The sequence below is a fragment of the Microbispora amethystogenes genome, assembly GCF_016863015.1.
In the GTDB taxonomy this organism is placed as follows: Bacteria; Actinomycetota; Actinomycetes; order Streptosporangiales; family Streptosporangiaceae; genus Microbispora; species Microbispora amethystogenes.
This window is the reverse complement of record NZ_BOOB01000036.1, coordinates 90027-108195: the sequence shown is the minus strand read 5'-3', so window position 1 is coordinate 108195 and position 18169 is coordinate 90027. Positions and strand designations below refer to the sequence as shown.

Annotated in this window: 16 protein-coding genes; 5 read left to right on the top strand and 11 right to left on the bottom strand. The window is 71.1% G+C overall.

Annotated features, from left to right (window positions below; all coding sequences use genetic code 11):
* The first annotated feature begins 267 nt into the window (after positions 1-267).
* Together Mam01_RS22735 and Mam01_RS22730 are read left to right on the top strand one after the other, a co-directional pair.
* On the top strand, positions 268-1173 hold the full coding sequence (locus tag Mam01_RS22735; protein WP_204287239.1) for a Sco1979 family transcriptional regulator: 906 nt from the start codon (positions 268-270) through the stop codon (positions 1171-1173).
* 44 nt (positions 1174-1217) lie between these two features.
* Positions 1218-1559 (top strand): YciI family protein, encoded by a 342-nt coding sequence (locus tag Mam01_RS22730; protein WP_204287238.1) that lies wholly within the window; start codon positions 1218-1220, stop codon positions 1557-1559.
* A gap of 117 nt (positions 1560-1676) precedes the next feature.
* Here the strand turns inward: Mam01_RS22730 and polX are convergent, their stop codons facing one another.
* From polX to Mam01_RS22685, 9 genes are all read right to left on the bottom strand, one after another.
* On the bottom strand, positions 1677-3374 hold the full coding sequence (gene polX / locus Mam01_RS22725) for a DNA polymerase/3'-5' exonuclease PolX (RefSeq protein ID WP_204287237.1): 1698 nt from the start codon (positions 3372-3374) through the stop codon (positions 1677-1679).
* A 5-nt stretch (positions 3375-3379) separates the two neighbouring features.
* On the bottom strand, positions 3380-4306 hold the full coding sequence (locus tag Mam01_RS22720; protein WP_204287236.1) for an alpha/beta hydrolase: 927 nt from the start codon (positions 4304-4306) through the stop codon (positions 3380-3382).
* A gap of 10 nt (positions 4307-4316) precedes the next feature.
* Positions 4317-4859, bottom strand: coding sequence for a GNAT family N-acetyltransferase (locus tag Mam01_RS22715; protein ID WP_204287235.1), 543 nt, complete (start codon positions 4857-4859; stop codon positions 4317-4319).
* A gap of 76 nt (positions 4860-4935) precedes the next feature.
* On the bottom strand, positions 4936-5910 hold the full coding sequence (locus tag Mam01_RS22710) for an aldo/keto reductase (protein WP_204287234.1): 975 nt from the start codon (positions 5908-5910) through the stop codon (positions 4936-4938).
* Positions 5911-5938: 28 nt separating this feature from the next.
* Positions 5939-7279, bottom strand: coding sequence for a cytochrome P450 (locus Mam01_RS22705; protein WP_204287233.1), 1341 nt, complete (start codon positions 7277-7279; stop codon positions 5939-5941).
* Positions 7276-7863 (bottom strand): GTP-binding protein, encoded by a 588-nt coding sequence (locus tag Mam01_RS22700; RefSeq protein WP_204287232.1) that lies wholly within the window; start codon positions 7861-7863, stop codon positions 7276-7278. The genes Mam01_RS22705 and Mam01_RS22700 overlap by 4 nt, the downstream gene beginning before the upstream one ends.
* Before the next feature lie 16 nt (positions 7864-7879).
* Positions 7880-8236 carry a DUF742 domain-containing protein gene (locus tag Mam01_RS22695; RefSeq protein WP_117409594.1) on the bottom strand — a complete coding sequence of 119 codons (357 nt, stop codon included), beginning with the start codon at positions 8234-8236 and terminating at the stop codon, positions 7880-7882.
* The gene (locus Mam01_RS22690) at positions 8233-8667 is read right to left on the bottom strand and encodes a roadblock/LC7 domain-containing protein (RefSeq protein ID WP_150931457.1); all 435 of its coding nucleotides are present in this window, start codon (positions 8665-8667) and stop codon (positions 8233-8235) included. The genes Mam01_RS22695 and Mam01_RS22690 overlap by 4 nt, the downstream gene beginning before the upstream one ends.
* Before the next feature lie 91 nt (positions 8668-8758).
* A complete protein-coding gene (locus Mam01_RS22685; RefSeq protein WP_204287231.1) occupies positions 8759-10384 on the bottom strand; it encodes a sensor histidine kinase in 1626 nt (541 codons plus the stop codon).
* 310 nt (positions 10385-10694) lie between these two features.
* Between Mam01_RS22685 and Mam01_RS22680 the strand changes: the two genes are divergently transcribed.
* Both Mam01_RS22680 and Mam01_RS22675 read left to right on the top strand, forming a co-directional pair.
* Positions 10695-11744 (top strand): glycoside hydrolase family 113 protein, encoded by a 1050-nt coding sequence (locus tag Mam01_RS22680; RefSeq protein WP_204287230.1) that lies wholly within the window; start codon positions 10695-10697, stop codon positions 11742-11744.
* Positions 11745-11885: 141 nt separating this feature from the next.
* Positions 11886-13751, top strand: a complete 1866-nt coding sequence (locus tag Mam01_RS22675) for a hypothetical protein (RefSeq protein WP_204287229.1) — start codon at positions 11886-11888, stop codon at positions 13749-13751.
* Here the strand turns inward: Mam01_RS22675 and Mam01_RS22670 are convergent.
* Both Mam01_RS22670 and Mam01_RS22665 read right to left on the bottom strand, forming a co-directional pair.
* Positions 13739-15232 carry a DUF2079 domain-containing protein gene (locus Mam01_RS22670; protein ID WP_204287228.1) on the bottom strand — a complete coding sequence of 498 codons (1494 nt, stop codon included), beginning with the start codon at positions 15230-15232 and terminating at the stop codon, positions 13739-13741. The two genes, Mam01_RS22675 and Mam01_RS22670, sit on opposite strands and share 13 nt — an antisense overlap.
* Positions 15233-15395: 163 nt before the next feature.
* On the bottom strand, positions 15396-16940 hold the full coding sequence (locus Mam01_RS22665) for a PQQ-dependent sugar dehydrogenase (protein ID WP_204287227.1): 1545 nt from the start codon (positions 16938-16940) through the stop codon (positions 15396-15398).
* 269 nt (positions 16941-17209) lie between these two features.
* On the opposite strand from Mam01_RS22665, the gene Mam01_RS22660 reads away from it, so the two are divergent.
* Positions 17210-18151, top strand: coding sequence for a GNAT family N-acetyltransferase (locus Mam01_RS22660; protein ID WP_239101527.1), 942 nt, complete (start codon positions 17210-17212; stop codon positions 18149-18151).
* The last annotated feature ends 18 nt before the right edge of the window (positions 18152-18169 follow it).

Sequence of the window (18169 nt, the reverse complement as noted above, 5' to 3'; positions counted from 1 at the left end):
CCTCCCCGGCGCTCGGCGATCGTCCGCCTGCGCACCGTGACCATCATGGCAGCGGCGCGTTACCGCCGCATTTCTCCCCCGTGCCGCCGGGGGATGTCGAGGTGCGGCCGTGACCCGCGCCAGACGATCGGCCCCCGGGCCCGTTCCGATGCAACCGGTTGCATCCGGCACCCCACGAACAGTGATCCGATGTGGCATGGTGTTCGAAAGCGTGTACAAGCGCATCACTTGACCATGAACCACATGTGAACCGAGGAGAGGACAGAGATGATCTCGGCCGGAGCGGGGTCTGCGACCTACCCGGACGGACGACCGGCGCAGCCGCGGGGCGGACCGACGGTTCTGCGCATCATGCTCGGCGGGCAGTTACGCCGGCTGCGCGAGAGCAGGAACATCAGCCGGGACGAGGCCGGGCGGGCGATCCGCGCCTCCAACTCCAAGATCTGCCGGTTGGAGCTCGGCCGCATTCCCTTCAAGCAGCACGACCTGGCCGAACTGCTCACCCTCTACGGCGTCACCGACAGCTCCGAGCGGGAGACGATGCAGGCGCTGGCGCGGCAGGCCGGCGTGCCCGGCTGGTGGCACCAGTACAACGACCTGCTGCCCAGCTGGTTCGGGCCCTACGTCGGGCTGGAGGAGGCCGCCTCCACCATCCGCACCTTCGAGGCGCAGTTCGTCCACGACCTGCTGCAGACCGAGGAGTACGCCCGCGCGGTCTTCCGCGTACGCCACAGAAGGGCGTCGGCGTACGACATCGAGCGCCGGGTCAGCCTCCGCCTGCGGCGCCAGCGGCTGCTCGACCACCCCGACGGGCCCCGGCTGTGGTCCGTGATGGACGAGGCGGCGCTCCGCCGTCCCGTCGGCGGCCACGCCGTGCAGCGCGGCCAGATCGAGCGCCTGATCGAGGTCGCCGCGCGCCCGGACGTCACCCTGCAGATCCTGCCGTTCCAGGCCGGTGGTCACGCCGCCGCCGGAGGCTCCTTCACGATCCTGCGCTTCGCCGAGCCCGACCTCTCCGACGTCGTCTATCTGGAGCAGCTGAGCGGCGCTCTCTACCTCGACAAGCAGGAAGACGTCGACGACTACACCCTCGTGATGAGCGAGCTCAGCGTGCAGGCCGAGCCCGCCAGGAACACCGAGTCCCTGCTCCACGCGATCCTCCGGGAGCTGTGAGAGCGCATTCCGGAAATGTCGGTGGCGCGCGGCAGGATCGAGGGATGACGCACTTTCTCATCTCCTTCCCCAGCGCCGCCATGGTGGTCGCGGACGAGGACTTTCCTGACGTGGTTCGCGACGCTCACGCGGTCATCCAGGAGGCCAAGGATGCCGGCGTTTACGTCTTCGGCGGCGGGATAGACGAAGACGTCGCCCCCGTCCTCGTTGCCGGTGACGGCACGGTGACGCAGGGCACCTATCCGCAGGCCACGCGGTTGAACGGCGGATACACCATCCTGGACCTGCCCTCCCGCGAGGCGGCGCTGGAGTGGGCGAGGAAGATCGCGGCCTCCTGCCGCTGTGCGCAAGAGGTGCGGGCGTTCGCGTACGACCCGCTCGCCTGACGGCGTAGGGCCATCCCCGCGCCGTCCGCATGCCCTGGCTTCCAACAGTCGGGCGGCGCGGACACGGTCAGCCGGTGTCGACGCGGTCGAGGCGTTCGTTCAGGTCGAGGAGGTCCTTCAGGGCGTCGCGTGGTCCCCGCCGAGACGGGCCAGCAGCCGGTCGAGCGGCCAGGTGTTGACGACGTCGTCCGGAGTGAGCCAGGCCCGCTGGGCGATCCCCACGCCGAACCTCTGGTGGGCCAGGTGCGGGATCGCGTGGGAGTCGCTGTCGATGGAGAACGTCACGCCGTGGTGGCGCGCGAGCCGCACGAGGTCGGAGGGCAGATCGGCCCGGTCGGGATAGGAGTCGATCTCCATGATCGTGCCGGTCCGGGCGGCGGCGCGGAAGACGGCGTCCCAGTCGGCGTCCACCGGGGGCCGCTTGCCGATCTTCCGGGTGGTGGGGTGGCCGATGACGTGGACGTGCGGGTTCTCGCACGCCGCCACGAAACGGCGGGTCATCTCCTCCCGCGACTGGGTGAAGTGCGAGTGCACCGAGGCCACACAGACGTCGAACCCGGCCAGCACCTCGGCCGGCCAGTCCACCGAGCCGTCGGGGGCGATGTTCAGTTCGCTGCCGTGCAGCAACCGCATGTCCGGATATTTCGCCTGAAGTTCGGCGATGCGGGCCCGCTGGGCGAGGGCCTTGTCGAGCGTCATCCGCTGCATGACCAGGTCGGGCGCATGGTCGGTGACCGCATAGTAGGAGTAGCCCCGGGCGGCCGCGGCCGCGACCATGTCCTCCAGCGAGGCGATCCCGTCGGTGAGATCGGTGTGGGTGTGCAGGTCGCCCCGCAGGTCGCTCAGCTCCACGAGGCGCGGCAGTTCGCCACGCAGCGCGGCCTCCACCTCGCCGCCGTCCTCACGCAGCGCCGGAGGCACCCACTGCATGCCGAGCGCCTGGTAGATCTCCTCCTCGGTCTCCGACGCGATCAGCCGCTCGCCGTCGAACAGGCCGTACTCCGACAGCTTCCAGCCCTTCCTGACCGCCATCTCCCGGATGCGGACGTTGTGCTCCTTGCTGCCGGTGAAGTAGACCATCGCGGCGCCCCACGACTCGGCGGGGACCAGCCGCAGATCGACCTGCAGGCCGCGGTCGGTCCGCACCGAGGTCTTCCGTTCGCCCTTCGCGACGACCTCCGTGACGTACGGCTGCCGGGCGAACAGGTCCATCAGGCCGGGGTCGCCGACGGCGAGGACGTCGACGTCGCCGATCGTCTCGCGCATCCGCCGCAGCGATCCCGCGACGGCGATCCTCTCGGCGGGCAGCGAGGCGACGACCCGCTCGGCGAGGTCCGTCGCGATCCCGAGGTGGACCCGGTCGCCCGACCGCTCCATGTGCTCGATGCCCTTGAGCAGGTTCTCCTCGGTCCTGGCGCCGAAGCCGCGCACGCCGCCGAGGCGGCCGGCCCGGATGGCCTCGGCCAGGGCGGCGGGGGAGTCGATGCCCAGCTCCTGGAACAGGAACAGCGCCTTCTTCGGGCCGAGCGAGGGGATCCGGGTCAGCCTGCGCACCCCCTCCGGCACCCGCGCGCGCAGGTCGTCGAGCTGCCGGAAGCTGCCCCGCGCGAGGAACTCCTCGACCTTCTTGGCGATGGCCTCGCCCACCCCGGGGATCGACCGGACGTCGGTCTCACCGAGGTCTCCGGGGAACCCCGCGATCGACTTGGCCGCCTTCTGGTAGCTGCGCACCCGGAACGCGTCCCCGCCGTTCAGCGCGAAAAGCTCGGCGTACTCCTGCAGCGCCGCGGCCGCCTCGTCATTTGCCCGTCCCATGAGTCTCAGGGTAGGAGAAGTGGCAGCGCGCGTTCGAACGAACGTATCCAGTACGGCCAGGTGTGGGTGCCCTTTCCGTAGAAATCCGTCGTCACCTTCACCCCGGCCTTCTCCGCGGCCCTGGCGAAGTTCCGGTTCTGCCGCATGATCGCGGCCTCGGTGCGATCGATCGCCTCGTCGCCCCGGTCCAGCGGACCGGGCTCCCCGTCGCCTGAGGACGCGTAGAGGCGCACACCCTTCAACCGCCCGACCAGGTCGGCGGGATTGTGCTCCGGCCAGGCGCCCGGGTCGCCCCACAGGTCCTCGGTGTCCACGCCGTTGTCCGCCATGAACGCCCGATATCCGGGGACGTCCTCGCGGGTGTCGAGCACCCCGGAGAACGATGCCGCGGCCTCGAACACACCCGGATGCCGGGCGGCGTAGCCGAACGCGCCGAGGCCGCCCATGGAGAAACCGGCGACCGCACGGCGCGTCCCGACGCCGTACCGCGGCTCGACCAGGCGGGGCACCTCGGTCATGTGGAACGTCTCCCAGGCGAGGCCGTCGCGCCAGTCGGCGTACCAGCCCATCGAACCGCCCTCGGGGACGATGACGACGGCGTTGAGCCGGGCGGTCAGCCGAGCCACCTCTCCCGTCCTGAGCCAGTCCCAGCCGCCGCCGGCGCAGCAGCCGTGCAGCAGGTACAACGCGCGCCAGCCGGTGGAACCCGGTTTCCAGGCCGCGGGTTTCAGCACCCACACCGATCGCCGCCCGCCCGTGGCTGGGGAGTCGATCACGAGTTGGTCCGTGCGCCCGTCCACGGCCTCCTGCTCGACGACCTTGGCCGGGTAGTCGGCGGGCGCCGGTGTCGCGGACTCGGCGGTGCTCTGGCAGCCGGTCACCGTGACGACGAGGACGAGCCACGTCAGGATCTTCTTCACGAGGAGCTGCATGTCATACCGATCACCCGCCGTCAACCCTGGAAAAGGGCTCGGCGTAGGCGAACGGCCCGCGCGGCGCGGACCGCCCGAAGACGCGCACCTGGAAGAACTCGCCCCAGGAGGGGTCCGGCGCCGCGACGCCGTGCGCCGAGGCGGGCTCGAAGCCGAACCGCCGGTAGTAGGCGGGGTCGCCGAGCAGCCCCACCAGCGGCTCGCCGAGCGCCTCCGCCGCCCCGAGCGCGGCGTGCACCAGCGCCGACCCCACTCCCCGCCGCTGGTGGGCGGGATGCACGGACAGCGGGCCGAGGCCGACCACGGGCACGGTCCCGACGTGGGCCCTGGTGCACAGGACGTGACCCGCGATCCCGCCGTCCGGCGCCGGTGCGACGAGTGACAGCTCCGGCAGCCAGCCCGGGTCCGTACGCAGCTCGTCGAGCAGGACGACCTCGACCGGCGGCACCTGCGGCCGGCCGGGGTGGCGGGCCTCCTGGTGGGGAGCGAAGGCGGCGGCGACCACCCCACGCACGGCCTCGACGTCGCCGAGGTTCTCACGTCGGATCAGCACCCGTACAGCCTGCCGCCCGCCCCCGGCCCGGGCAACGGATTTACGTCATGACCCGCACGCCGCTCCGGGACGGGCTTCAGTACTGCGGCGACCTGGCCTGGTACGGCTCCTCCAGGAAGGCGATCTCCTCCTCGGTCAGCGTGAGGTCCACCGCGGCGAGCGCGTCGTCCACGTGGTGCTCCTTGGTCGCGCCGATGATGGGGGCGGTCACGCCCGGACGGCTGATCAGCCACGCGAGGGCGACGGTCGCGGGGGAGACGCCCCTGTCGGCGGCGGTCCGTGCCACCCGGTCCAGGATCGTCTCGACGGCCGGTCCGCCGTACAGCTGCCGCTGCCGGGCGCCGTCGCCGGTCTGCCGCGCGGTGTCGGCCGGCTGGCCGGCGCGGGCGAGCAGGCCGCGGGCGAGCGGGCTCCACGGGATGAGCCCCACGCCCTGGTCGAGGCACTGCGGGATCATCTCCCGCTCCTCCTCGCGGTCCAGGAGGTTGTAGTGGTTCTGCATCGAGACGAAGCGGGTCCAGCCTCGTCTTTCGGCGGTGTGCTGGGCCTTGGCGAACTGCCAGGCCCGCATGCTGGAGGCGCCGATGTAGCGGGCCTTGCCGGCTTTGACGACGTCGTGCAGCGCCTCCATCGTCTCCTCGATCGGCGTCTCGTCGTCCCACCGGTGGATCTGGTACAGGTCGACGTGGTCGGTGCCCAGGCGGGTGAGGGAGGCGTCGACGGCAGACATGATGTGCTTGCGGGACAGGCCCCGGTCGTTCTGGCCTTCGCCCATCGGGAAGTAGACCTTGGTGGCGAGCACGTAGTCGTCGCGCCGGGCGAAGATCTTGCGCAGCAGCCGACCGGTGACCTCCTCGCTGACGCCGGCCGAGTACATGTCGGCGGTGTCGAAGAACGTCACCCCGCCTTCGGCGGCCCTGCGGACGATGGGCTCGGCGAGATCCTCCTCCAGGGCCCAGCCGCCCCACTTGGAGGCCTCCCCGTAGCTCATCATGCCGAGGCAGAGCCTGCTGACCTTCAGACCAGTGGTGCCAAGTCGTCCATATTCCATGGCAGCACCTTATTGCTCCGGCCTGACCTCACCTGGAGGCGTTCCAGATGTTCGACGGGCCCCGGCCGGTCGGCACGGTCGGGCTGAACCGTACGGGCAGGGCCTCCAGGCTGCGAACCCACAGCGAAGGGCGCCAGCGCAGCGCGTCCGGTTTCACGGTGAGATACACGTCGGGCAGCCGGTCGAGGAGGACCTCCACGGCCGTCTTGGCGATGATCCCGCCGAGCTCGGGCGCGGGGAAGGGACAGCCGTACTCGCCGTGGCCGAAGGCCAGGTGCGCCCGGTTGGCGCCGGAGCCGGCATGGGCGGCCGGTTGCACCTGCGGATCGGCGTTGGCCGCGGCGACGCCGAGCACCAGCATGTCGCCCCGGCGGATGCGCCGCCCGGCCAGCTCGCAGTCCTGCACGGCCCAGCGTGAGGGCATGTTCGGCACGGGCGGGTCCTTCCACAGCACATCGTTCAGCGCCTCGCCGACGCTGCTGCGGCCGCCCTGCAGGCTCATGGAGAAGTGGTCGTCCATCAGCATCAGCCGCAGGGTGCTGCCGATCCAGTTGGAGCAGTTGTCATGGGAGGAGATCATCGTCATGATCAGGTCCTGGACGATCTCCTCGTCGGTGATCCGCGCGTGGTGTGCCAGCATGTGCGAGGTGAGGTCCTGGCCCGGCAGGGCGCGCTTGTCGGCGATGAGCCGGCTCACCTTCTCCAGAATCCGGGTGATCGCCGAGGGGGCCTCCTCACCCCCGCCCAACACGATGTTGACGTCCTCGACCAGCTCCGGCAGGTCGGTCTCCGCCAGCCCGAACAGCCGGGTGATGACCTGAGCCGGAATCCGGTCGGCGTACTGGGAGATCAGGTCGGTCTGGCCGTTCCCGGAGATCTCGTCGATCGCGCGGTCGGCGATCTGCTCGCAGATCAGGGCGAGCTCGGTGCGGTCGACGCTGTCCAGCGTGTCGCTGATGGCGCCGATCCGCCGCTGGTGCTCGGCTCCCTCGGAGTACATCACGGACGGTTGCCATGTCACGTACGGGCGCGCCGGCCAGTCCGGGGGGAGGTGGTCCTGCAGGTTCCAGCGCCTGGGGTCGCGGCCGAACAACTGCGGCTGGCTGGTGACATGGTGCAGCTCGCGATAACCGATCACGTACCAGACGGGCATGCCGTCGAGGAGAACGGGGACGACGGGGCCGTGCTCGCGGCGCATCTCCTGGAACAGCGCGGTCGGGTCGTCGCCGATCAGTGACGCGTGCAGTCGTACGGCATCGGCGTGGTCGTCGTATCCCTCCAGCGGCTCCCGTCTCCGCTCGGGATGCCGCGATGCGGGCGAGGCGGCGGACGGGTCTGTGGAGTCGGGCAGGGGAGCGGAGTTCGTCACGGCATGCTCTCTCGGGCGGGCAACTGGTCGTAGGTGCGGGTGAGGTGCTCGATGAGCGTGATCAGCACGTGCTTGGCCGAGGCCCGCTCTCTCGCGTCGCAGTCGATGAGCGGGACCTCGGGCGACAGCGCCAGCGCCTCGCGCACCGCATCCAGGGTGGGCCCGTCGGTGAAGCGGTTGACCGCGACGACGAACGGGGTCCGGTGGTGCTCCAGCCGGTCGATGGAGTACCAGGAATCCTCCAGGCGGCGGGCGTCCACCAGGACGACCGCGCCCAGGCTGCCGGCGAACAACTGGTCCCACAAGAACCAGAACCGCTGCTGACCGGGCGCGCCGAACAGGTAGAGCACCCTGCTCGCGTTCAGCGTGATCCGGCCGAAGTCGAAGGCCACCGTGGTGGTCGACTTGGTCCGTACCCGGCTGGCGTCGTCGATGCCCACGCTCGCCTGGGTCATGACCTCCTCGGTGCTCAGCGGGCGGATCTCGCTCACCGAGCCGACCATGGTCGTCTTTCCCGCTCCGAACCCGCCGACGATCACGATCTTCAGGGCGTCCGCGGCGGTCGTGCGTAGCGGCGTTCGCATGGCGTCCGCTGTCTGGTCAGAGGTTGTGGAGGGCAACGAGCACCTGCCTCAGGATTTCGGGATCCGGTCGTCCGGCCTGCGCGGCGATCGACGGATGACGGACGGTGATGCGACCGGTGTCCAGCAGGTCGCACAGCAGGATCTTCACCACGCTGACCGGCAGGCGCAGTTCCGCCGAGATCTCCACCACCGCCGTCGGCCGCTGGGCCATCCGCAGGATCTTGATGTGCTCGGACTGCATACCGGGGGTGGGGGCGCACTCGCTGACGATGAGGGAGACCGAGTCGAAGGTCTTCTCATCGGCGCTGGTGCGCCCACCGGTGACCGTGTAGAGCCGGTCAGGGTCTTCTTGGTCGATGGCTCGCCGTGTCATCCGCGGTCGTCGCTGTTCTCCGTCTGCCGCGGCGCCGCAGTGAGGTACACCCCGATCTGCTCCACCAGTTCGTTCATGTTGTGCGCGATGAGCCCCACCTCGCCGTCCTCCTCGGCCACCACGGCCAGGTGGGCGCCGTCCCCGGCCGGCACGATGAGCAGCAGTCCGCCGGCGAACTCCACCATCGCCTGCCCTGCTCCGATGCCGTCCCCGAACTCGGCGGAGGCGCTCAGCGAGAGGCTCTGGATTCCGGCGGCCAGAGCGGAGAGCTGGTCGGCCCCGTCCCGGCCGAGGCCGGCGGTGAAGCTCATCTTCAGGCCGTCCCTGGTCAGCACCAGCACATGCCTGATCCCCGGGGTCTTCTGCTTGAGGTTCTCCAGCAGCCAGTCGAAGTCACGATCGGTGGTGTGCGAAGCGTCGGTTGTGCTCATAGAAACGACGGGGTGCCCCTTCGGCGCGGGAGGGACGCCCCTGCCTCCTCATCTGTGAATCCAAAGATGTCCGGTGGTCGGCGGACGCGTGTCAGGAGTCGCCCGGGGCCGGGGGAGGGGCTGAAGAGGAAGTACGCCCACGGCCGCCGGCTTGGCGGAACGCGGCGAACCTCGCAGCCGAGTCAGGCCCCTCGCGCGCGGGCTTGGCCGGCGATGCCTGCCGCGCCCTGGTCGCCTCGGCCAGCGTCTGCCCCCGGCGCCGCCTGGGCAGCAGACCTTCGGACTCGTCGGCCGGCCCCTCCTGCGCGGGTACGGCCGGTGCCTGCACGGCGGCCCGTACGGCGGCCTGCACGGGGTGGCGGACCGACGCCTCGGCGCCGGGCGGCACGGTGGCCGGCAGGGGCTGCGTGATCAGCAGGCGCGGGATCAGCATCACGACCCCCGTGCCACCGCGGGCGGACGACCGGAAGCTGACCGTCAGGCCGTACTTGTCGACCAGGCGTCCCACGACCGCCAGGCCCAGGCGGGTGCCGGACAGCGTCCGCAGGTCGAGCGGCTCGGACACGAGCCTGGTGGCGTGCTGCCGCTCGCGCGGGCGCATCCCCAGGCCGCCGTCCTCGATCGTGATCACGACGCCGGCGTCCTCCTCGTCCACGTACACGTGGACCTCGGTGCCGTGCGCCGAGAACGTCGCGGCGTTGTCCATCACCTCGGCCAGCGCGTGCATCACGCCCTCGGCCGCGTACCCCGCGACGGCGACGGTGCTGGTGGAGTGCAGCCGGATGCGCCGGTAGGCGCTGATGCGGCCCATCGCGCCGCGCAGGACGCTCTCCATGACGATCGGCCGGGTCCATCGCCGCCCGGAGCGGCCGCCGCTCAGCAGCGCGATGTTGTCCGCCAGCCGGCTCATCTGGGAGACGCGGTGGTCCAGGTCCAGCAAATCGGCGAACACCTCCTCATGATCGCCGTACTGCTCCTCCAGTTCGCGCAGCCGGGCGAGCAGGCTGGTGGCCTGTGCCTGCACCCGGGCCGCGGCCCCGGCGCACGCCGCCATCACGGCGGTGCCCCTGCGCTCGCTCTCGGAGAGCTGCCGCGCCGTCTCGCGCAGCAGGTCGCGTAGCGGGTCCTGCTCCGGCTGGCGTATCTCGGCCAGTGCGGCGCTCACCGGCATCCGGTCCGTCTGGATCCGCCGGAACAGCTCCGGCAGCGTTTCGTCGATCAGCCGGGAGATCTCGTCCTCGGTCGCATCGCGGGACACCTGGGCGACGGCGCGCTCGCGTTCGAGCAGGTCGAGCTCGTGCCCGGCCGCTTCGAGCAGGTGCCGCAGCGGGCCGTCCGGAGGCTGCGGCACCTGGGAGAGCGCGTCGGCGACCGAAGCGCCGTCCCGCACCTGACGTCCCAGCGAGGGCAGCGACTCCTCGGCCGTTCGCAGCGTTTCCCGCTCCAGCCAGGCGAACCGCGCGCCGGCCCACTCGGCCCGCTCACGCAGCCGGCGACCGGTGCCGGAGTAGTGGACAGCGGCCGCGACGGCGCCGGACAGGAGTACGGCCGAGACCCCGCCGGCGAGCGCCATCAGCGGTCTGGCCTCATAAGGGGCGGCGGCCATCGCCCACAACCACGCGCAGGCTGTGATGATCAGGGTGCCGAGAGAGGCGAGGGTCGCCAGTTCCCTCGGTGAAAACCTTCTCCGCGCCCGGTGGTGTACATCTACTGACATCGGCGTCCTCGGGGTGGCGGCAGAGCATGACAAGGCCGCGTCGAACCTGCTGTTCTCCCTGTAAGGCGGGACGGCCACGTGGTGCCGTTTCACAGCAGGGCGTGAACAGGCAGACACCGTAGCACCATGCCTACGACTAAGAACAGACAGTCACTCTCGAACCATGTGTTTCAGCTTTAATCAACCACGAGTCAATGCATCCATTGACTAATACTCACTTTTTGGACATATGTGGATTTATGGTGATGATTTTCCGCTGTGGAGATAGGGTACGGTAAGTACCTTAAAAAGCTGGCGTCCGGAGGGCTTCATGCGCGTGTTCGGCATCAACTACGACGTCGGCTTCTCGACCGGCGGGACGACAACCCACGAACCCTTCGATCCGGACGTCGTGCGCCGTGAGATGCGGATCATCCGCGAAGACCTGCGGTGCGACGCCGTACGCGTCACCGGGGCGGCCCCGGACCGCCTGGAGATCGCGGCACGTCACGCCGACGAGGCCGGGCTGGAGGTCTGGTACTGCCCGTTCACCAACGGGCCGACCTCCGACGAACTGCTGGAGCTGCTCGCGGACGGGGCCGAGCGCGCGGAGCGGCTCCGCCGGGAGGGGGCCTCCGTCGTGTACCTCACCGGCTCCGAGATCAGCCTGTTCAACGGGGGATTCCTCCCCGGTGACACCCACGAGGAGCGGCTTCGCGCGCTGACCGACCCGGAGCGCAGGACGGTCACCATTCCCGAGGCGCGTGCCCGCGTCAACGCCTTCCTCGCCCGGGCCGTCGCCGAGGTCCGCCGGCGGTTCGGCGGCCCGGTGAGCTACGCCTCTCTGCCGTTCGAGGGCGTGGACTGGACCCCGTTCGACGTGATCGCCACCGACGCCGGTTATCTCGACGGGGCCGCCGACCCCGGTTTCCGTGCCGGAGTGCGCGCCCAGACCGCGCAGGGGAAGCCGTTCGCCGTCACCGAGTTCGGGTGCGCCCCCTACCTCGGGGCCGGCGACCGTGCCTCTCGCGGTTACCAGATCGTCGAGTACGACGAGCGCGCGCGCCCGGTCCGCCTCACCGAGGCGGTCGTACGGGACGAGGACGAGCAGGCCCGCTACGTGCGGAGGCTGTTCGAGATATACGACGAGGAGGGCGTGGACGCGGCGTTCGTCTACACGTTCGCCCGCTGGGACCTGCCGACCTCCGCCGACCCCGAGTGCGACTTCGACCTCGCCAGTTACGGTGTCGTCAAGGTCCTCGGAGAGGGCCGCACCGGGACGGCGTATCCGGGACTGCCGTGGGAGCCGAAGGCGGCCTTCCACGCCCTGGCCGAATACGGACGCGCCAGGGCCGCCACCCCCGGAACGCGAACCGCGTGACGTGAACCGGACCGTTGCCGCTCCGGCGCGCGGACCGTGACGCTGTCGCGCGTACCGCCCGCCCATCGGATCTTGTCGTCGGCGGGCGGGGGATGGCATCGTGTGCGGCATGAACGAGAGAATCGAGTTCGTCTCCGGCCGGTGAGCCTGGCCCCCGAGCGCAGGGCGCTCGACAACCGGCCGTCCCTTTTCGATCACGCGTCCCGCCTGCACGCGCTGACACCCGACGCGCCCCTTCCCGACGGCGGACACCCCTATCCCGACGACGCCGACAACCGGGGTCCCCGGCCCAGTGGCGGCTCCTTCTCCGTCGAGCAGGCCAGAGCCGCACTGGCCGCGGTGCTCCGCGCCCACTTCGACGGCCCCGGCCGCTCCCTCGACGAGCTGCACGAGGACCTCCGCGCCCTGGACGTGCCCGCGTGGGCGATCAGGCCCGACGTCCTGGACGGGCTGCCCTGGCTCACCACCGAGCCCGCCCGCGAGACGGGTCTCTGGCTGGCCCGGCACGCGAAGGACCGCCGTCCCGCGCTGACCGGCCTGTGCCTGCTGACGGGCAGGGCACGCCCGGAGGACGTCCCCCTGGTCCGCACGCTCGGTCTGCTGCGCTGTCTCGGGCCCGTGGCCGTGGCCGTGCTGGAGACGATCCCCGGCTCGGCCGGGGCACTGGTCTGGCTGGCGGAGCGGTCGGCACAGCTCACCCTCAGCCGTGCCATCGAGGCGATGTGCCGGGCGGAGGATCCCGTCGCCGTCGCCTGGCTGCTCCGGCACGCCACCGACCGGGACCCCGCGGCCGGTGGGCACGCGCTGCGGGTGGCCCAGGCCGTACGCCTCGCGGACGTCCTCGAAGACGGCGAGGCCGACGACGGGGTGGTCCTCCAGGCGGGCCGGCTCCTCCAGGCGATGGCCGGGGAGGACTTCTCCGCGCTGCGCGACTACGACGACGCCTGCCGGGCCCTCGCGGCCTTCGCCGTACGCGCGGCGGCCGTGCGGCCGGTGCTGGACTCGCTGGCGTCGGCCACGGCTCTCGCGGAGGATCTGACCAGCGGCCACGCCGCACTCCTGCCGTGGCTGCCGGGCGTCAGGGAGGCGACGCTGGAGCGGCTGCGCCTCCTGCTCACCTCGGCGCGCGCGGCGGAGGTGCTCACCGGGGCGGCACGGTCGCCCGACCCGGTGACCCGCAGGCGGGCGGCCTGGGCGCGCCGGGCGATCGCCGCCCTGCCGGTCGTGTCGCGGTTTCCCTCGCGGCTTCCCGAGGACGGGCGGGACCGGCTGGCGATTCACGTGGTCGTCTCCGATCCGGCGCTTCCGGGCCGCGTGGAGACGAGGCCGCTGGTGAACGGCCGGCCGGTCGTCGCACGGGCGTTCCGCAAGGGCCGGCCCCACCCGCCGGAACAGGTGCTGAGCGATCTGGCGGCGTCCGGGGAGCCTCGGGAGGTACGGCTGGCCGAGGCGTACTGCACCGAGGGGTGCTGCGGGGCCCTCTATGTCACGATCGTCCGTGACGGTGACGCGGTCGTCTGGCGCGGCTGGCGCGACCCCGATTCGCCGGCGGTCGGGCTGGAGCCGTTCCGCTTCGCCGCCGGCCCGTACGACGAGGTCGTCGCCCGGGCCGTGGACGATCACGGCTGGGAGTGGCCCGCCCGTTCCGTCGCCCGTGAGGTGCGCCGCTCGCTGCGCGAGGATCCCGGCCTCCTGGCTGCCTGGGAGTGCGAAGCGGGCTTCGTCTACGCGGAGGCCGATCGGCAGGACGAGATGCACGTGGTCTTCTGGCATCCACGTGAGCCGTCGGTCGACGGGGAAGACCGGCCGGACGGCGAGCCGTGGGTGCAGCTTCAGTGGACCGTCCCCATCGACGACACGGACCCGGGCGGCCAGGCGGCGCGCGTGCTGGACTGGCTGCGCCACAACGACCTCAAGTCTCACGCCGAGGTCGTCGGCGGCAGCCGGGAGCTGGCCGAGAGGCTCGGCCTCTCCTGGCCGCACTGGGGCGACGACTACGAGGAGTGAGCGGGGTCCCGGGTGCATCGGTGGGGTGTCAGGTCCGGGGTGGCCGATCCCGGCGAGACGGCATGGAGCACCAGATAGCCGTCACGGTCGTACAGCTGCTCGTAGCCGCAGTCGCGCAGCAGCCGTACGTCGGCCAGTTGAGCCGGCCGCGACGCGAACATCGGCTGCGGGCCGCCGGTGTCCGCGATCACCCACGGCGCGCGTAACGGCATGTCCCGCCAGATCACGACCTTCGCGCGGGCGGTGAGGGCCGGGCCGAGCTGGTTGGCGGCCTCGACGAGCGCGCCGTCCGGGATCAGGGCCGCCGCCCCGGCGGCGGCCTCCTGGCGAGGGGTCCCGGAGTAGAACGACGGGTCGAACAGGCTGCGCAGGGCGAACTGCGGCACCGACGTGGCGGCCGCGATCGCCAGCCACCCGGCCCACGCCCTGGTGACGACGCGATGGTCGAGGCCCGGCCTTCGCTCCGCGATCACCAGGGCGATCCTCCGCGCCCCGTCGGCGCCCGCGAGAAGGAGAGGGACGACGATGGCCGAGTTGTAGTGGTAATGCACCCCCCACCAGCTCGGCAGATCCGTGTCGAGCAGCCGCGTGAGCAGCATGGGGAGCGCGGCCAGGACGAACGGGGACGCGAGCGAGGTGAAGGCGAAGGGCGCGAGGAGCCACAGCGTGGTCCCCACCTTGGCCGCCGGGGTGACCAGCACGGCGAGGGACGTGAGGGGGTGGGTGGCGACGTGCCCGAGGGCGGCGCCGAGGTCCCGCCCCAGACCGCCGTACGCCCAGTAGCGGTAGGGGCTCCCGCCGAACGCCGGGATGACCACCCGGGTCGCGATCACGGTGCAGGCGAGACCGCCGATGATCAGCAGAGCGGCGACGGGCCGCCAGGGCCGCCGCCAGAGCAGGGCGGCCCCGAACCCCGCGACCAGGAGGCCGACGTCCTCCTTCACCGCGAGCAGAAGCACGGCGACCAGGACGACGTGGGAGCGCCGCCCGGCCTGCCAGCGCTCGAAGAGCAGCGCGGTGAGCAGCGGCATGAAGGCGAACTCGTGGAACTGGAACGCGGCCGCCTCCGCGATCGGCCAGCTGAGGGCGTAGGCGCACGCCATCGCGTAGGCGCACGTCGTGCCCAGCATGCGCCGCCCGGCGACCCACAGAACGGGGATCGCGGCGGCGAACAGCACGGCCTGGGCGACGAGCAGCGTCGCGGGCCCGTCGTATATCCAGTACAGCGGCCCCAGCAGGGCGAGAATCGGCGAGACATGGTCACTGAAAATCGGCAGGGGAATGCCGATGTGGTTCCACTGGCCCTTGACGAGCGACCCGGGCAGCGCGAATTCCGCGTAGCCGCGCACCACCTGGTCGAAGATCACGAGGTCGTAGACGCCACTGCGGAAGGTGTGCAGCTCGACGAGGCCGAGAGTGGCGTAGACGACCCCTGCGATACCAGATAGCAGCGCAAGTGCGGCGATGTGACCTTTTGTCACTTTTGAGTTGTCCTCGGTGCCCGGGAAATAGGGAATGCGCCCTTGATCGTTCAGGGCCAGCCCACATTAGCGGGACGAGGGACCGTTCACATCGCCGAACAATGCGATTCATATACGGGTCGGTCTTTTATTCAATTATTAGTAGGACTGATAATCGTGCCGGTTAGGTGGCGGTGCAGCTGATGGGGGACGGGACCCGGTTGGCGCCGGACCAGCTCGCGTTGAAGCCGGCCGTCGTCGAGGCGTTCGGGGCCAGTGCGCCGTTGTACGTCTCGTTCGCGACGGTCACCGTGGCGCCCGACTGGGTGAAGCGGCCGCTCCAGGACTGCGTGACGCGCTGACCGTCGGGGAAGGCGAAGGTGACGGTCCACGAGGTGATGGCCGCCGTCCCGGAGTTGCGCACCGCGAGCTCGCCCTGGAATCCGCCCTGCCACTGGTTCACGATCCGGTACGTCGCGGAGCACGCGCGGGGGCCGGCCGACGGGCTCGCGGACGGGCTGACAGACGGGCTCGGCGACGCCGAAGGGCTGCGCGACGGGGAGGCCGACGGGCTGGGCGAGGCGCTGGGAGAGGGGCTGGGCGACGAGCCGCCGGCCGGCGGGACCCGGAGGATCCGGTCGTCGCTGGAGGCGGGGGTCCCCCTGCCGTCGCGGTTGCTCGTGCCGACCCAGAGCCAGCCGTCCGGCCCGACGGCCACGGCGCGCAGCCGGCCGTACGTGCCCTGGAACTCGGCCACCGGGTTGCCGGTCCTGCTGCCGCCGCTGACCGGCACCGTCCACAGCCGCTTCCCGGCCAGGGCCCCGGCGAAGAGCGTGCCGTTGGCGTACGCCAGGCCGCTGGGCGACGCCTCGGACGTGCTCCAGGTGACGATGGGGTTGCGGAAGCGCGAGTCGGTGCACACGCCCTCACAGGTGGGCCAGCCGTAGTTGCCGCCGGGGACGATGTAGTTGAGCTCGTCCCAGGTGTTCTGGCCGAACTCGCTGGCGTACATCCGGCCGCCCTCGTCCCAGGCGAGCCCCTGGACGTTGCGGTGGCCGTAGCTGTACACGCGGGTGCCGTACGGGTTGTCCGGCGGAACGGTGCCGTCGGGCCGCATCCGCAGGATCTTGCCGGCCAGGCTGTTCAGGTCCTGCGCGTTGGCGGAGGTGCCGGCGTCGCCCGTGGAGAGATACAGCATGCCGTCGGGGCCGAACGCGATCCGCCCGCCGTCGTGGAACTGCGCCTTGGGCACGCCGGAGAGGAGCACCTGCTGTGTCTGCGGAGCGCTCAGCCTGAACCTGACCAGCCGGTTGTCGGAGGCGCCGGTGAAGTAGGCGTAGACCCACTGGTCCTGGGCGTAGGTGGGGGAGACCGCGATGCCGAGCAGGCCGGCCTCTCCGCCGGGGGACACGTTCGGGACGGTCGCCACCCGTACGGGCGACGAACCGGGACGCACCTGCATGATGTTCGCCGTGTCACGTTCGGACACCAGGGCGCTGCCGTCCGGGAGGAAGGTCAGCCCCCAGGGCGTCTGCAGGCCCGTGGCGGCGACCTGGGCCCGCGTGAAGTCGAACCCGCCGGTCGCGGCCACCGCCGCCGTCGGGCGGGCCGTGGCGAACGCGGCCCCGGCGGCGAGCGCGGCGACGGCGGTCGCGAGCGCCACGGCGGGACGTATCCGGAGACGCGCCGCGAGACTCGCGGTGAGGTGCACGGTGAGATGCTTGGACATCGATGCTCCCGGGACGGCGGGCCGCCGTGCGGCTCGTGAACCCCGCGGCTGCGGGCGACCGCCCGCAACCGCCTGTCACTGCGGGACCATGGAATCCGGACCCTCGCGCCCGGATCAACCGCGACGCGGACGTCTTTCGGTATCGCCCCCCTCTGATCAGCGCCTACGATGGGCGCTTCGCCCACGTGACGCCCTGGGCGCGGGAAACTTTCATGAGAACACAAGGCTCCGGCAAGTCCCCCACAAGTCACGACACATACAAATGCGATGTGAACGACTACGAAATCCGGCGACCGGCGGTCGCCGACGCGGCGACCGTGCACGAACTGGTCGCCGAGCACGACATCGAGGTGACCGGGGGACCCGACTGGACGCTCGATGACATCGCCGACACGCTGAAGGAGCTCGACCTGGACCGCGACAGCTGGCTGGTCCGCTCGGACGGGCGGCTCGTCGGCTGGGGCTACGCCAGGCGCAACGGCTCCAGCGAGAACGTCGACATCGACGTGCAGGCGCGGGAGCCCGGCGCGGCGACCATGCTGTGGGACATGGTGCTCGGCCGGGCCGCCGATCTCGCCCGCGAGGCGGGGCACGACCACGCGGTGGTGGACATCAGCCTCTACGAGCAGGACAAGCCCATGCGCGAGGCCGCCGAGCGGCGCGGCTTCGCCCCGGCCACCAGCTTCCACCGCATGCGGACCGACCACTCCGGCGTACGGCCGGTCTTCGTGCCCGGGGTCGAGGTCGAGGCCGGCTCTCCCGGGCAGGACGGTCACGAGGCGGTGCTCCGGGCGGCCCACCGGGTTCACCAGGAGGGCTTCGCCGAGCACTTCGGGTTCGTGCCGAAGACGTTCGACGAGTGGACCGCCGAGATGGAGTCGTCCAGCGCGAACGACTGGGGGCAGCTTCTGCTGGCCCGCGTCCACGGCGAGCCGGCGGCGATGCTGCTCGGGACCGACCACTTCGTGTCCGACGAGAACTGCGGATATGTCCGCACGCTCGCGGTGCGGCCCCGCTTCCGCGGCCTCGGCCTCGGGAAGCTGCTGCTCACCAGGGCTTTCGCGGCCGACGAGCGGCGGGGGCGGGTGGGGACGATCCTGCACGTCGACTCCAACAACGTCACCCCGGCGCTCGGCCTGTACGAATCGGTCGGCATGCGGCCGGTCCTGGTCATCGACGTCTGGCGGGCCGTCGTCCGTCCCAGGGGATGAGACGGTCATTCTCACAGC